The following is a 15,836-nucleotide window of genomic DNA, read 5'->3' as shown; positions in this document are numbered from 1 at the left end:
CAGGCATATGGATAGAAGACATCCTTATTGGCGCTCGTCGCCGGGCGCGCTAAGCTAGAAGGCCTGTTTCAAGACTTTCCTTTTTCAACAACAACTCAAAGAGAGACACGCATGAAGATCGAAACCATTGCCGTCCACGGCGGCTACTCGCCTGACCCGACCACCAAGGCCGTGGCCGTGCCGATTTACCAGACGACCTCTTACGCCTTCGACAGCACCCAGCACGGCGCCGACCTGTTCGACCTGAAGGTCGCCGGCAACATCTACACCCGCATCATGAACCCGACGCAGGACGTGCTGGAAAAGCGCGTCGCCGAAATGGAAGGCGGCATTGCCGCGCTGTGCCTGGCCTCCGGCATGGCGGCCATTACCGCCGCGATCCAGACCATCACCGAAGCCGGCGACAACATCGTCACTTCCAGCACGCTGTACGGCGGCACCTACAACCTGTTCGCCCATACCCTGCCGCAATACGGCATCGAAGTCCGCTTCGCCGACTACCGCGACCCGCAGGCTTTCGAAAAGCTGATCGACGGCAAGACCAAGGCCGTCTTCTGCGAATCCGTCGGCAACCCGCTGGGCAATGTCGTCGATTTCGAAAAGCTGGCCGAAGTCGCCCACAAGCACGGCGTACCGGTCATCGTCGACAACACCGTGCCCTCGCCCTACCTGTGCCGTCCGTTCGAGCACGGCGCCGACATCGTCGTCCATGCGCTGACCAAGTACCTCGGCGGCCACGGCAACTCCATCGGCGGCATCATCGTCGATAGCGGCAAATTCCCGTGGGCCGAGCACAAGGCCAAGTTCAAGCGCCTCAACGAGCCGGACGTCTCCTACCACGGCGTCGTCTACACCGAAGCCCTCGGCCCCGCCGCCTACATCGGCCGCGCCCGCGTCGTGCCGCTGCGCAACATGGGCGCCGCGATCAGCCCGTTCAACGCCTTCCTGATCCTGCAAGGCATCGAAACGCTGGCCCTGCGCATGGACCGTATCTGTGAAAACTCCCTGAAGATCGCCCAGTTCCTGCAGAACCATCCGAAGTGCAGCTGGGTTAACTACGCCGGCCTGCCTGACCACAAGGACCACGCGCTGGTCCAGAAGTACATGGGCGGTCGCGCTTCCGGCATCCTGAACTTCGGCGTCAAGGGTGGCCGCGAAGGTGGCGGCAAGTTCCAGGATGCCCTGAAGCTGGTCACCCGTCTGGTCAACATCGGCGACTGCAAGACCCTGGCCTGCCACCCGGCCTCGACGACGCACCGCCAGTTGTCGCCGGAAGAACTGGCCAAGGCCGGCGTTTCCGAAGACATGATCCGCCTGTCAGTCGGTATTGAGCATGTCGACGACCTGATCGCCGACCTCGATCAGGCGCTGAACGCCGCCTGAGCGTTTTCGCTCCCTCGGAACCCGGCCGTGTGCCGGGTTTTTTATTGCCACTTTTCAACAGTCAGCTCAACATGTCAGCGTGCTATGCTGAACGGCACATTCCGCAGTCTTTCGCCTTGCTGCCACCCCACAGAAGGAGCCGAAAAATGCTAACCCCAACCCAGAAACAAACCGCCCAATCCATCGTCAATCTGTTCGAAACCGGGGCGGTACTCGGGCATTACGGCAACGTCACGGTTATTCCCGGAGACACCGGCCACCTTACCTTCGGCCGCTCGCAAACCACGCTCTGCTCAGGGAACCTGCTGGACTTGCTGCAGCGCTATTGCGGCAACGATGGCGCCCGCTTTGGCGACAAGCTATCGGCCTGGCTGCCGCGTTTTGAAGCCGGCGACCTGTCGCTCGACGATGACCTTTACCTGCACAATCTCCTGCGCGCCACCGCCGACGATCCGGTCATGCGGGAAACGCAGGATGTCTTTTTCGACGAAGTTTATTGGCAACCGGCGGCCAAAGCCGCCGACAACTTCGGCATCAAATCGGCGCTGGGTGTCGCCGTGGTCTACGACAGCTGGGTGCATGGCTCATGGAAAGCCTTGCGGGAGTTGACCAACCAGCAATCCGGCCCGCTCGCGACAATTGGTGAGCGCGCCTGGATCAAGGCCTATCTTGAGATTCGGCGTTCATGGCTGGCCAATCATCGACGCAGCGATCTGCATGGCACCACCTATCGCATGGACGCGTTTTTGCGCCTGATCGAACAAGGCTATTGGGGCTTGGCTTTGCCGCTGGTAGTTCGTGGCGAGGAAATCTCACAGGCCACGCTACGTGCAACGCCCCCGGGCTGCTACGACGGTCCGCAACCAGGAACGCGCAGCATCGCCCTGCAAACCCCACTGGCCCGCGGTCTGGACGTGCGGCTGCTGCAACTCGGGCTTTCAGCCCAAGGCGTCGCCATCAAGGCAGATGGCATCTTCGGCCAGACCAGTGCCAACTTGCTCAAACGCTATCAAGCCAGCGTTGGCCTGCCCGCCAACGGGATCGCCGCACCAAAACTGATCAGCGAACTCGTCGACTAGGCCTTGTTTCAGGAGTTTGCCGGCTCCTTTTCCAGCGGCAGGACTGGCTGCGGCACACTGGTGGCGTAAAGCACACCAGCACAACAGCCGAAGAAGGCGACAACAGCCGCCAGGCTGGGGGTCCAGGTATCACCCAGCCCGCGAGTGAACCAGAACCAGATGAAAAATCCGACAGCGGGCAACATCATCAGGGCACATAGCCCGGCACAGACAAGGGCAATTTTGTGCCCGATATGACGCGGTTTTCTAATCATTCTGCTTCCTCAATTTTTAACCAGATAGAGCGGTTGTCGCGGGCATCGCTAGTACCTACGCTGAACGCACCGCCTTGCTGACCGGCGGCTTGCCTGCCGCTGCCGCCCAGTTCGATCCATTCACCCAGGGTACCGGAAACCGTCGTTGCCAGACGCTGGGAACTGACTGCACCTCGACCATAGGCCGGATCGAAGCTCTCGGCCTGCTGTGAAATTTCCAGCGTGACACGCTGGCCGTTAACCCGTGGCGTGGCGAAGAAACCACTGCCGATATCGCGATAGACAACGCCTTCATTGACCATGGCCCCACCCGGCCCGACGATCATCTGACGCATCGGGACTGCCAGCGAACGACCAACCTGAATGAAAGCCCGGCCGCCCTCGACGGTTTGCACCATTTGCGAGGCACTTTCACCGCGCACGCTCTTCGTATCCCAGACCCGAACCTCAACATTGCTGCGGCGCGTCCCGCCCAGCACGACCTGCCCACTTGCCTCGCCACCCCGTGCAGAATCCTCCGCCTGACGATTCTGCGAAATCCGGATAATCAGCCGGCGCGTTGGTGTATCAATGCTCGCCAACGCCCGCTTGATTTCCGCCCGATTACGCGGCGAGGCCTTCAGAAACAACTGGTTGTTCATGCCAGTCAACGTACCGCCCGGCTCAACCAGAGGCAGCAGGGCCGGCAACACCTCCTCGACATTCTTGCTGCGCAGCTCGATGATTTCCATCTGCTGTGCGCCTGCCGCCAGCGCCCAGAAGGCCATCACGATGGTGCACAGCAATTTCAGGACAATTTTCATGGCGTCTCCCAAGAGTATCCGGACGGTATTCGGAGAGTTTCAGCCTCCCCGCAGTATCCATCCGCGAGGGTTATTCTCAAAGCCGAGCTTCGGGTAGTAATCATTTGCCTTCGGAGCAGCCAGGAGAACGATCATGCACTCCGGCCGCAAACGACTTTGGGTTTCACGAATGAGGCGTGCGCCAATCCCCTGCCTTTGGTAGTCGAAATCGACGGCAAGATCGGAAAGATAGGCCACATAGGAAAAATCGGTCAAGGAGCGGGCAATCCCGACCAAGCGCCCGTCATGCCAGGCTGAGAGCTTCAGATTGGCATGTTTCAACATCGCTTCGAAGATATCCGGACGATCTACCGGCCTTCTCTCGCCAAGCGTGGATCGCTTGTAGAGATCGATCGCTGCCTCGACGGTAATTTCGGCATCGTCCAGATATTGAATGCTCATCGCTCGCTTATCGGTGATCACTCGGATGGAAGATGCGGCAGCGCGAGGTATTCCTTCGAATTCATCTCCGTCAGACGACTGACCGTACGCTTGAATTCGCTGGCTTGGGTACCCTCGGTGTACAGATCATCGGCGGCACAATCGGCAGTCGCAATCAGCTTGACCCTGTGGTCGTAGAAAACGTCGACCAGCCAGGTAAAGCGGCGCGCCTCGGAAGCCTGATGCAGGGTCATCTTGGGAACATGCGAAAGCAGTACCGTGTGATAGGCGCGGGCAATCTCCAGATAATCATTCTGCGAGCGCGGGCCGCCACAAAGCGTCCGAAAATCGAACCAGATCACGCCATGGCCGCGCCGTACTGTATCGATGTTCCGCCCGAGCACCTCGATATGACCGCCCTTTTTACCCTCTTCACCGGCCACCATCCTGAAATAATCGAGCATCTTCTTTTCGGCCGCGGCATCGGATGGATAGTGATAAATCTCGACCTGCTCCAACGCCCGCAAGCGATAGTCGACACCAGCATCGACCTCAAAAACGTCGAGATGTTTCTTGAGCAAGGCAATGGTCGGCAGGAAGCTTTCGCGATGCAGGCCGTTCGGATAAAGCATGTCCGGCGGATAGTTGGAGGTCATGACCAGAATGACGCCCTGTGCCACCAATCCGTCCATCAGGCGGCCGAGAATCATTGCATCGGCAATATCTGAAACGTGGAACTCGTCGAAACACAATAGCCGAACTTCCTTGGCGATGGCCTCAGCCAATCTCAGCATGGGATCAGGTTCGCCCTTGTATTTTTCCAGATCACGATGAATCTGCTGCATGAAGGCATGAAAGTGGATGCGTCGCTTGCGTCGATAAGGGACTGAATCGTAAAAGCAGTCCATCAGGAAGCTCTTGCCGCGCCCCACGCCGCCCCAGAAATAAACGCCCTTCGGCGGCTTGGGCGGCGACAGCAGTCGCTTGAAAGTGCTGCTGCGATGCACCTTGAAGGAGAGCAGATTGGTATAGAGGCTCTGCAATGCGGTTGCTGCAGCCATCTGCGCAGCATCGGCCATGTAACCGCGGGTATCAAGCAGGGCGTTATAGGCATCGAGCATGCCCTGCGCGGCGACATTCAATTTTTTATGCGGCATGTTGGTGAATCTGGATTGGGGAGAAACGTATTCTGCCAAAAAACAAAGGCGGGTGCGTTTCCGCAACCCGCCCTGGAGCAGCTGACTTACTGATTAGAAGTTCAGCGTGCGCTTGTCACAAGCCAGCGCCGCTTCGTGCACGGTCTCCGACAGGGTCGGGTGGGCGTGGCAAATACGCGCCAAATCTTCGGAAGCACCACCGAATTCCATGGCCACAACGGCTTCGGCAATGATTTCGGAGGCATTGGCACCAATGATGTGGACGCCGAGGATACGGTCGGTATCCTTGCAAGCCAGCATCTTGACAAAGCCCGACGGATCGCCCATGCCCAGTGCCCGGCCGTTGGCCAGGAACGGCACCTTGCCAGCCTTGTAAGCCACGCCTTCGGCCTTGAGCTGCTGCTCGGTCTTGCCGACCCAGGCGATTTCCGGCGAGGTGTAGATGACCCACGGAATGGTGTCGAAATTGCAGTGACCGGCCTGACCAGCCATCAGCTCGGCAACCATGACGCCTTCTTCATGCGCCTTGTGGGCCAGCATCGGACCACGAACGACGTCGCCGATGGCCCAGACACCCGGCAGGTTGGTCTTGCAGTGACCGTCAACTTCAACGAAACCACGAGCGTCCAGCTTCAGGCCAACGGCATCACCGTTCAGGCCGTCGGTATTCGGCACACGACCGATGGAGACGATCAGGCGATCAGCATCCAGCTTCTGGTCCTTGCCATCCTTGTCGGTGTAGGCGACGGAAACCGACTTCTTGGTCGCCTTGATGTCGCCAATCTTGACACCCATCTGGATATTCAGACCCTGCTTGGTAAACAGCTTCTGGGCTTCCTTGGCGACATCAACATCAGCCGCTGCCAGGAAGTCCGGCATGGCTTCGAGGATGGTGACTTCGGCACCGACACGACGCCAGACCGAGCCCATTTCCAGACCGATAACACCGGCACCGATGATGGCCAGCTTCTTCGGCACGGATTCCTGGTTCAGCGCACCTTCATTGTCCATGACGATCTTCTGATCGACCGGCAGATTCGGCAGGTGACGGGCCTTGGAGCCGGTGGCGACGATGACCTGCTTGGCCAACACTTCTTCAGCACCAACCTTGACCTTCCAGAAATCGCCTTCCTTGCCAACGAAGGAACCATGACCGGCCAGGAAGGTAACCTTGTTCTTCTTCAGCAGCATCTTGATGCCGGAAGTCAGTTGATTGACCACGCCATCCTTGCGACCCTTCATGGTCGGGACGTCGATGGTGGCCTTGCCGACCTTGATGCCCTGGGCTTCGAAGCTGTGATTGGCTTCCTCGAACAGGTGCGAGGTATGGAGCAGCGCCTTGGACGGAATACAGCCGACATTCAGGCAGGTACCACCGAGACGCGGCTCACCTTTCGGGTCAGCATACGGATTGGATTCGGCGCAAGCAGCCGTAAACCCAAGTTGCGAAGCACGAATGGCTGCGATGTAGCCGCCAGGGCCGCCGCCGATAACAAGCACGTCAAATTGCTGGGACATGTGTAAACCTTTCAGATTTCAGATGTGCAAAAGCGCCAGCGCCCTTTTCGGGACACTGGCGCCGGCAAACGTCGATTAGACGCCGAGCAGCAGGCGGGACGGATCTTCCAGCGCTTCCTTCATGGTCACCAGACCGAGGACGGCTTCGCGGCCGTCGATGATACGGTGGTCATAGGACATGGCCAGATAGTTCATCGGACGCACAACGACCTGACCGTTTTCAACCATCGCCCGGTCCTTGGTGGCATGGATGCCGAGGATCGCAGACTGCGGCGGGTTGATGATCGGGGTGGACATCATGGAACCGAAGATGCCGCCATTGGAAATGGAGAAGGTGCCACCGGTCAGTTCTTCGATAGTCAGCTTGCCATCCTTGGCCTTGGCACCAAATTCGGCAATCTTCTTCTCGATTTCAGCGATGCTCAACTGGTCAGCGTTGCGGATGATCGGCACGACCAGGCCACGCGGCGAACCCACAGCGATACCGATATCGATATAGCCGTGATAGATGATGTCGTTGCCATCAACCGAAGCGTTCAGGACCGGGAACTTCTGCAGAGCGGCACAAGCAGCCTTGACGAAGAAGCCCATGAAGCCGAGGCGCACGCCGTGGGCCTTCTCGAACTTCTCGCCGTACTGCTTGCGCAGCGCCATCATCGGGCCCATGTTCACTTCGTTGAACGTGGTCAGAATGGCGTTGGTTTGCTGGGACTGCAGCAGGCGCTCAGCGATCCGGGCGCGCAGACGGGTCATCGGCACGCGCTGTTCGGTACGATCACCGAGGGAAACGCTGACCGGCGGGGTCGGCAGGGCAGCCTTGGCGGCAGCCGGTGCAGCAACCGGACCCGACTTCGGGGCGGCGGCGACAGCATCTTCCTTGGTCACACGACCACCACGACCGGAACCAGCGACGTCAGCGGCAGCAACGCCCTTTTCGTCGAGAATCTTGCGGGCGGACGGGCTGGCCGTACCTGCCGGCGCAGCAGCAGCGGCGGCCGGAGCGGCAGCAGGTGCAGCGGCCTTCGGTGCCTCAGCAGCCGGCGCAGTAGCGCCTGCCTTGGCTTCGGTATCGATACGGGCGATCAGTTCACCGGAGACAACGGTTTCGCCGTCAGCCTTGATGATCTCGACCAGAACGCCAGCAGCCGGGGACGGAACCTCAAGAACGACCTTGTCAGTTTCGATGTCGATCAGGATTTCGTCGCGAGCAACGGCTTCGCCAATTTTCTTTTTCCAGGAAGCGAGCGTGCCTTCGGCGACGGACTCGGAAAGCTGGGGAACTTGGACTTCAATAATGCTCATAATGACTCCACTCTGCTTTAGTTATTAGTACTCGATCTTGCCCAATGCGGACTCGACCAGTGCCTTTTGTTGCTCATTGTGCTTGGCCAGGTAACCGACGGCCGGCGAGGAGGAAGCCGGACGGGAAACCAGCAGCAGTTTCTGCTTGACGCCCAGTTCGCTGTCCAGATGGTGACGGGAAGCAAACCAGTACCAGGCGCCCTGATTGCGCGGCTCTTCCTGACACCAGACAATTTCGGTTGCCTTCGGATACTTGGACAGTTCGGCGTGCAGTGATTCCTTCGGGAAGGGATACAACTGCTCGATACGAACCAGAGCGATATCAGTGATCTTCTTTTCACGACGAGCCGCCAGCAGGTCGTAGTAGACCTTGCCGGAGCAAAGGACCACACGCTTGACCTTCTTGGCATCGATATCGTCGATTTCGCCAATGACACGCTTGAACTCGCCATTGGCCAGTTCTTCCATCGAGGAAGCTGCATCCTTGTGGCGCAGCAACGACTTCGGCGTCATCACGATCAGCGGCTTGCGCTGCATGCGAACGCCCTGACGGCGCAGCATGTGGAAGACTTGAGCCGCGGTAGTCGGCACACAAACTTCCATGTTCATCTCGGCACAAGCCTGCATGTAGCGCTCAAGACGGGCGGAAGAGTGCTCAGGGCCTTGACCTTCGTAGCCATGCGGCAACAGCATGACCAGACCGCAGGCACGACCCCACTTGGCTTCACCGGAGGCGATGAACTGGTCGATAACCACTTGGGCGCCGTTGGCGAAGTCGCCAAACTGACCTTCCCAGAGAACCAACTCATACGGATTGGCCGATGCATAGCCGTAGTCGAAAGCCAGCACGGCCTCTTCGGACAGCACGGAATCGTAGCACTGGAAGCCAGCCTGCTTTTCCTGAAGGTTCTTTAGCGGATAGTAAGTACCTTCATCCCAGCTGGTGCGGTTCTGGTCATGGAAGGCGGCATGGCGGTGGAAGAAGGTACCGCGACCAACGTCTTCACCGGAGATGCGAACACCGTAGCCGGAAACCAGCAAGGAGGCGTAAGCCAGATTCTCGGCCATACCCCAGTCAACCGGCAGCTTGCCCTCGCCCATCGCAGCACGATCTTCCGCAATTTTCTTGACGCGGGAATGCAGCGTATAGCCTTCGGGGAAGCTGGTCAGGCGCTTGGACAGACGCTTCAGTTCCTTCATCGGCACCGTGGTATCACAGGTTTCGATGTAGTTCTTGGTCAGGAACGGGGTCCAGTCGATGGTATTCGGGTGCTTGTAGCCAGCAAGAACCGGGTTGTACAGCAGTTCGCCCTTATCCAGATGCTCACGGTATTCCTTGATCATCTGATCCGGACCGTCAGCCGGCAAGACACCTTCGGCAATCAGCTTGTCGCCATAAACCTTGCGGGTACCCGGATGCTTGCTGATGATCTTGTACATCAGCGGCTGGGTGACCATCGGCTCGTCCTGCTCGTTGTGGCCGAGCTTGCGGAAACAGATGATGTCGATCACGACATCCTTCTTGAATTCCTGACGGAATTCGATAGCCAGCTGGGTGACCAGCGCCACGGCTTCCGGATCATCGCCATTGACGTGGAAGATCGGTGCATCGGCCATCTTGAAGATGTCGGTACAGTAATGGCCAGAGCGGTAATCGCGCGGGTCGCTGGTCGTAAAGCCAATCTGGTTGTTCACCACGATATGCAGCGTGCCGCCCGTACCATAGCCACGAGTTTGAGCAAAATTGAGCATTTCCTGGTTCACACCCTGGCCGGCAACGGCGGAGTCGCCATGCACAACCACCGGCAGAACCTTGGACTTGCCCTCTTCGCCACGACGAACCTGACGGGCGTAAACCGAACCCTCGACGACCGGGTTAACAATTTCAAGGTGTGACGGATTGAAGGCCAAGGTCAGGTGACAGGCTCCACCCGGGGTGGACACGTCGGATGAGAAGCCCATGTGGTACTTGACGTCACCCGCGGACAAATCGCTCTTCTTCTTGCCTTCGAATTCGGCGAACAGCATGGACGGCGCTTTGCCCAGCGTGTTAACCAGCACGTTCAGACGGCCACGGTGGGCCATACCGATAACCACTTCGTCGATGCCGAGTTTGCCGCCAGCACGAATGGCTTCATCCATGGAAACGATGAGCGATTCGCCGCCTTCCAGCGAGAAACGCTTCTGACCAACATACTTGGTATGCAGGTAACGCTCCAGGGTTTCTGCGGCAGTCAGTCGTTCTAGCAGACGCTTTTTCTGCTCCGCACTATAGGTCGGACGCGAACGAATGGTTTCCAGACGCTCCTGCAACCAGCGCTTTTCATTGTAGTCGGACATGTACATGTACTCGACGCCAACAGTGCCACAGTAGGTCTGCTTCAGGGTTTGCAGAATGTCGCCGAGGGTTGCCGATTCCGGCAGTCCCTTCAACGAACCGACGCTAAAGGTCTGGTTCAGGTCACCATCGGTGAAGCCGTAGAAAGACGGCTCCAGTTCGTCAATCTTCGGTCGCGGTAAACGCTTGAGCGGATCAAGCTCAGCCCAGCGCGTGCCCATCGAACGATAGGCCGTAACCAGTTGGCCAACCGCCGACTGCTTTTTGTTGTCGCCACCGGTGGCTATTGGTGCCGGGCGGAAACCACCATCCTTGCCTAGTTCGGCAAAGGCAGCCACGACGGGCGCATGCGCGACATCGCGTGCAACTGCACCTGGCATTTGGGCGAGACGGTCAAAATAATCGCGCCACTCAGCCGGCACGGAAGTCGGATCATTCAGGTAATTTTCGTACAGCTCTTCAACGAACGGCGCATTGCCGCCAAAGAACATCGTGCTGTCGAACAATTGATTCATCGTAGTCATAGGCATCCCCTCTAGGGTGTTATTTTCCTCTGTAGCTGCATTTTGCAAAGCCACAAATCTCCACGGGTAAAAAAAGGGCGGCCACACGGCCGCCCAATTTTTTCCTTAGCCGCGCTGGGCAAGCGGCACTACGTCGCGCTTTGCTGCACCCATGTACAGCTGACGCGGACGACCGATCTTGTATTCCGGATCAGTGATCATTTCTTCCCACTGCGTCATCCAGCCAACCGTGCGGGCCAGCGCGAAGATGCAGGTGAACATTTCGGTCGGAATGCCGATCGCCTTCTGAACGATACCGGAGTAGAAGTCGACGTTCGGGTAGAGCTTCTTCTCAACGAAATACGGATCTTCCAGGGCGATCTTTTCCAGTTCCATGGCCAGCTTGAACAGGCGGTCGTTTTCCAGACCAAGTTCAGACAGAACGTCAAAACAAACCTTGCGCATCAGTTTGGCGCGCGGATCAAAGTTCTTATAAACGCGGTGACCAAAGCCCATCAGCTTGAAGGAATCGTTCTTGTCCTTGGCGCGGTTGATGTACTCACCAACCTTGGAGACATCACCGATCTGCTCGAGCATCTGCAGACAGGCTTCGTTGGCACCACCGTGCGCCGGGCCCCACAGACAGGCAATACCAGCAGCGATACAGGCAAACGGATTGGCGCCGGAAGAGCCAGCCAGACGAACCGTCGAGGTCGAAGCATTTTGCTCGTGGTCGGCATGCAAGGTAAAGATGGTATCGAGCGCGTTGACCAGAACTGGATTCGGGACATACTTTTCGCATGGATTGCCGAACATCATGCGCATGAAGTTGGCAGTGTAATCCAGCTCATTGTCCGGGAACATGAAGGGCATGCCCGTGTTGTACTTGTATGCCATGGCGACGATGGTCGGCATCTTGGCAACCAGACGGTTGAAGCTGATGTTGCGATGTTCGGCGTCGGAAAAATCCATCGCATCATGGTAGAAGGCAGAAAGCGCGCCAACCACGCCGGTCATGACTGCCATCGGGTGTGCATCACGACGGAAACCGGAGAAGAACTTGGCCAGTTGCTCATGGACCATCGTGTGCTTCTTGATGGTGCCCTCAAAATCAGACTTCTGTTTGGCGTTCGGCAGTTCGCCGTTCTTCAACAAATAGGTGACTTCGAGGAAGTTGCAGTTCTCGGCCAGTTGCTCGATCGGATAGCCGCGATACAGAAGTTGCCCAACATCGCCATCGATAAATGTGATCTTGGACTTGCAGCTAGCGGTGGAAAGGAAGCCGGAATCGTATGTAAACAATCCGGTCTTGGCACCAAGGGTACGAATATCAACGCAATCGTTGCCGTGCGTCGGAGTCATGATCTGGAAATCGACGGGAGCCTGTCCATCGATTGTCAAAATTACCTTGCGTTCAGTCGTCATGGAGTCTTCCCTTTACAGGTGTTGGTTATCACTGCAATGCCAAAAAAAGCGGTCAACATTCCCAAGATAGAATGCAAACCTTACTCAACTCTTACGAATCAGCGCCACCATGTGCGCCAAGCGAGGATCATCAATCTCTGCCTTGCCTGTCAGCAAATCCCACAGATCGTAATCCTCCATGTCAGCAAGCTCCACGAACGCCTGTTGCTGATCGCCATCCAACTTCTCAAATTCACCACCATCCAAAAAACGGGTCAGGGTGATGTCAAGCTCGAGAAGAGCGCGACGAATACAACGCCAGCGCAGGCGCTCGTAGTCCGCTCTTTCCATCAGACGGCGCGACGAACCATCATGTCCTTGATCTTGCCGATGGCCTTGGTCGGATTCAGACCCTTCGGGCAAACGTCAACACAGTTCATGATGGTGTGGCAGCGGAACAGGCGGTACGGGTCTTCGAGGTTGTCGAGACGCTCGTTGGTCGCTTGGTCGCGGGTGTCGGCGATGAAGCGGTAAGCAGCCAGCAATCCGGCCGGACCGACGAACTTGTCCGGGTTCCACCAGAACGACGGGCAGGAGGTCGAGCAGCAGGCACAGAGGATGCACTCGTAGAGGCCGTTCAGTTCCTCGCGGTCTTCTGGCGACTGCAGGCGCTCACGCTCCGGGGCCGGATCGTTATTGATCAGGTACGGCTTGATCGAGTGGTACTGCTTGAAGAACTGAGTCATATCGACGATCAGGTCGCGGATGACCGGCAGGCCGGGCAGCGGACGCAGCACGATCGGCTGCTTAAGGCTGTCGATATCGGTCAGGCAGGCCAGGCCGTTCTTGCCGTTGATGTTCATGGCATCGGAACCGCAGACGCCTTCACGGCAGGAACGACGATAGGAGATCGCGTCGTCCTTGGCCTTAAGTTTGGTCAAGGCGTCCAGCAGCTTGCGGTCAGTCGGTTCGAGTTCGACCGAGATGTCCTGCATGTACGGCGCGTCATCCTTGTCCGGATCGTAGCGATAGATACTGAATTGAACCATGCGTTTGCTCATTCTGGACTCCAATTAGTACGAGCGCGTCTTGAGGGCTACGGCCTCGACGGTCAGGGGTTGCATGTTGACCGGCTTGTAGCTGATCGAGTTATCAACCGGCGAGAACAGCGTGTGCTTCAGCCACTCCTTGTCGTTGCGGCCGTTCGGGAACTCGGCGGTATCCGGCGCATCGTCGCGGACGTGGGCGCCGCGCGATTCCTTGCGAGCCTCGGCGGAGATCATCGTGGCCTTGGCGACTTCGATCAGGTTTTCCATTTCGAGTGCTTCGGTGCGGGCCGTATTCCAGGCCATCGACTTGTCCTTGATTTCGAGTTGGCGAGCGGCCTTTTCGACTTCGAGAATCTTCTCGACACCCTGCTTCAGCATATCGCCGAAGCGGAACACGCCGGCGTGATCCTGCATGGTGCGCTGCATGGCCAGGCGGGTTTCGTGCACGTTGGCGCCGCCCTTGCGGTTGTCTAGCGCGCTGATGCGGGCCAGGGTCTTGTCGGCGACGTCCTTCGGCAGATCGCGGTGAGCGCGGCCAGCCCTAAGGTCTTCAACGGCGGAATCGCCAGCCGACTTGCCGAACACCAGCAGGTCGAGCAGCGAGTTGGTACCGAGACGGTTAGCACCATGGACAGAAGCACATGCACACTCGCCGCCAGCGTAGAAACCGGGCACGACGGCGTTCATGTCGCCGCCCTGCGGCATCACGACACGGCCGGAGTAATGGGTTGGAATACCGCCCATCTGGTAGTGGCAGGTCGGGACAACCGGCAGCGGCTCCTTCAGGCAATCGACACCAGCAAACTGCAGGCCGATTTCGTGGATACCCGGCAGACGCTTCATGATGGTAGCGGGGTCGAGGTGGGTGATGTCGAGCAGGACGTAGTCCTTGTTCACGCCACAGCCGCGGCCTTCCTTGATTTCGGTAGCCATGGCGCGGGAAACCACGTCACGCGAAGCCAAATCCTTGGCGTTCGGAGCATAGCGCTCCATGAAGCGCTCCTTGCTGCTGTTCCGCAGGATGCCGCCTTCGCCGCGCACACCTTCGGTAATCAGCACGCCAGCACCGGCAACACCGGTCGGGTGGAACTGCCAGAACTCCATGTCTTCGAGCGGGATACCGGCACGAGCCGCCATGCCTAGGCCGTCACCGGTGTTAATAAACGCGTTGGTCGAAGAGTAGAAGATGCGGCCGGCACCGCCGGTTGCAAAAATGGTGGCGCGAGCGTGGAAGATCACGATCTGACCGGTTTCCATTTCCATCGCAGTAACGCCGAGGACATGGCCTTCTTCGTCACGAATCAGGTCAAGTGCCATCCATTCAACGAAGAACTGGGTATTGGCCTTGACGTTGCGCTGATACATGGCGTGCAGCATGGCGTGACCGGTACGGTCAGCGGCAGCGCAGGAGCGGCGCACCGGCTTTTCGCCAAAGTTGGACATGTGGCCGCCGAACGGACGCTGATAGATCTTGCCGTCGTCGGTACGGTCGAAAGGCATGCCGTAGTGTTCGAGTTCAACGACCACTTCGTTGGCCTTCTTGCACATGAATTCGATCGCGTCCTGGTCGCCGAGCCAGTCGGAACCCTTGACGGTATCGTACATGTGCCACGTCCAGTGATCTTCCTCGGAATTACCAAGGGAAGCAGCAACACCACCCTGCGCCGCAACGGTATGCGAACGGGTCGGAAAAACCTTGGACAACACGGCAGTCTTCAGGCCGGCTTCGGACAATTGGATTGCGGAACGCAGACCGGCACCGCCAGCACCAACGATCACCGCATCAAACTTGAGAACAGGAATACTCACGCTTACAGCCTCCAGAGAATCGCAGCAGCCCAGGCGGTGTAGCCCACCAGAGCGCAAATGGTCAGGACGTGCAGAGTCAAACGGATACCCGTCGGCTTCACGTAATCCATCCAGATGTCACGCACGCCGATCCAGGCGTGGTAGAACAAACTGACGAAGAAGAGGAAAGTCAGGAACTTGATGACGCCATTGGCAAAAACACCCTGCCAAGCCTCAAAGGTAGCCGGACGAACAACCAACAACACAGCAGCAATCAGCACGGAGTAAACAGCCATGATGACCGCGGTAGCACGCTGGGCAATCCAGTCCTTCAGGCCGTAATGGGCACCCACAACAATACGGTTGATCACAGAAGAACCCCCCAAACCAGGATCGCGGTCAGCGGCAGGCTGACAGCCAACACCACTCCAGCGGACTTGTTAGCAGCCTCTTTTTCGATGCCAACATGCAGGTCGAGCAGCAGGAAGCGGATACCGGCGCAGAAATGATGCATGAACGCCCAGACCAAGCCCGCCAGAATCACTTTCACCAAAAACATACCGGCAATCGCCTTGACACCGGAAAAGCCCTCGGGCGAGGCCAAGCTTGCACCAAACAGCCATAGCAGAAGCGGAAGACAAAGGAACAAACCCACACCGCTGACGCGATGCAGAATTGAAACCTTGCCAGGCAACGGCAACCTAATTGTAGTCAAGTCCAAATTTTTTGGACGTTTCTTGATGGTCATTTCTGCCATGAACGTCATCCCTCGCGTGAAGATGCGGTTATCCGCTTGTACGTGGTTTGAAAAGAACTGTAATTATACATTCAAAATCAG

General features: G+C 57.9%; 15 protein-coding genes. 2 read left to right on the top strand and 13 right to left on the bottom strand.

Features of this window, described 5'->3' with window-relative positions; genetic code table 11:
* Positions 1–111: 111 nt before the first annotated feature.
* Both KI617_RS06970 and KI617_RS06965 read left to right on the top strand, forming a co-directional pair.
* On the top strand, positions 112–1,383 hold the full coding sequence (locus KI617_RS06970) for an O-acetylhomoserine aminocarboxypropyltransferase/cysteine synthase family protein (RefSeq protein WP_226451286.1): 1,272 nt from the start codon (positions 112–114) through the stop codon (positions 1,381–1,383).
* 146 nt (positions 1,384–1,529) lie between these two features.
* Positions 1,530–2,462: a chitosanase gene (locus tag KI617_RS06965; protein ID WP_226451285.1), complete on the top strand. Its 933-nt coding sequence runs from the start codon at positions 1,530–1,532 to the stop codon at positions 2,460–2,462.
* Positions 2,463–2,470: 8 nt separating this feature from the next.
* On the opposite strand, the gene KI617_RS06960 is transcribed toward KI617_RS06965, so the two are convergent.
* From KI617_RS06960 to sdhC, 13 genes are all read right to left on the bottom strand, one after another.
* The gene (locus KI617_RS06960) at positions 2,471–2,716 is read right to left on the bottom strand and encodes a hypothetical protein (RefSeq protein WP_226451284.1); all 246 of its coding nucleotides are present in this window, start codon (positions 2,714–2,716) and stop codon (positions 2,471–2,473) included.
* Positions 2,713–3,519 (bottom strand): hypothetical protein, encoded by an 807-nt coding sequence (locus KI617_RS06955; RefSeq protein ID WP_226451283.1) that lies wholly within the window; start codon positions 3,517–3,519, stop codon positions 2,713–2,715. Before KI617_RS06955 ends, KI617_RS06960 begins: the two co-directional genes overlap by 4 nt.
* Positions 3,520–3,558: 39 nt before the next feature.
* Complete coding sequence (locus tag KI617_RS06950) at positions 3,559–3,960, bottom strand: GNAT family N-acetyltransferase (protein ID WP_226451282.1); 402 nt, start codon at positions 3,958–3,960, stop codon at positions 3,559–3,561.
* A gap of 17 nt (positions 3,961–3,977) precedes the next feature.
* A complete protein-coding gene (gene zapE, locus KI617_RS06945) occupies positions 3,978–5,096 on the bottom strand; it encodes a cell division protein ZapE (RefSeq protein WP_226451281.1) in 1,119 nt (372 codons plus the stop codon).
* Between the two features lie 93 nt (positions 5,097–5,189).
* A complete protein-coding gene (gene lpdA, locus KI617_RS06940; RefSeq protein ID WP_226451280.1) occupies positions 5,190–6,614 on the bottom strand; it encodes a dihydrolipoyl dehydrogenase in 1,425 nt (474 codons plus the stop codon).
* Positions 6,615–6,689: 75 nt separating this feature from the next.
* Entirely contained in the window at positions 6,690–7,916 is a 1,227-nt protein-coding gene (gene odhB / locus KI617_RS06935) for a 2-oxoglutarate dehydrogenase complex dihydrolipoyllysine-residue succinyltransferase (protein ID WP_226451279.1), read from the bottom strand.
* A 24-nt stretch (positions 7,917–7,940) separates the two neighbouring features.
* Complete coding sequence (locus tag KI617_RS06930; protein WP_404826797.1) at positions 7,941–10,784, bottom strand: 2-oxoglutarate dehydrogenase E1 component; 2,844 nt, start codon at positions 10,782–10,784, stop codon at positions 7,941–7,943.
* A 99-nt stretch (positions 10,785–10,883) separates the two neighbouring features.
* Complete coding sequence (gltA, locus tag KI617_RS06925) at positions 10,884–12,182, bottom strand: citrate synthase (protein WP_226451277.1); 1,299 nt, start codon at positions 12,180–12,182, stop codon at positions 10,884–10,886.
* Positions 12,183–12,266: 84 nt separating this feature from the next.
* Complete coding sequence (locus tag KI617_RS06920; RefSeq protein WP_226451276.1) at positions 12,267–12,512, bottom strand: FAD assembly factor SdhE; 246 nt, start codon at positions 12,510–12,512, stop codon at positions 12,267–12,269.
* Positions 12,512–13,222, bottom strand: a complete 711-nt coding sequence (locus KI617_RS06915) for a succinate dehydrogenase iron-sulfur subunit (protein WP_066882612.1) — start codon at positions 13,220–13,222, stop codon at positions 12,512–12,514. Before KI617_RS06915 ends, KI617_RS06920 begins: the two co-directional genes overlap by 1 nt.
* Positions 13,223–13,234: 12 nt before the next feature.
* Positions 13,235–15,019 (bottom strand): succinate dehydrogenase flavoprotein subunit, encoded by a 1,785-nt coding sequence (gene sdhA, locus KI617_RS06910; RefSeq protein ID WP_226451275.1) that lies wholly within the window; start codon positions 15,017–15,019, stop codon positions 13,235–13,237.
* A gap of 2 nt (positions 15,020–15,021) precedes the next feature.
* Complete coding sequence (sdhD, locus tag KI617_RS06905) at positions 15,022–15,369, bottom strand: succinate dehydrogenase, hydrophobic membrane anchor protein (RefSeq protein ID WP_226451274.1); 348 nt, start codon at positions 15,367–15,369, stop codon at positions 15,022–15,024.
* On the bottom strand, positions 15,366–15,755 hold the full coding sequence (sdhC, locus tag KI617_RS06900; protein WP_226451273.1) for a succinate dehydrogenase, cytochrome b556 subunit: 390 nt from the start codon (positions 15,753–15,755) through the stop codon (positions 15,366–15,368). The genes sdhD and sdhC overlap by 4 nt, the downstream gene beginning before the upstream one ends.
* Between the last annotated feature and the right edge of the window lie 81 nt (positions 15,756–15,836).

The organism is Ferribacterium limneticum, from assembly GCF_020510625.1.
GTDB classification, from domain to species: Bacteria; Pseudomonadota; Gammaproteobacteria; order Burkholderiales; family Rhodocyclaceae; genus Azonexus; species Azonexus limneticus_A.
Note: the sequence above shows the minus strand (reverse complement) of the source record. Positions and strands in the feature narration are given on the sequence as shown.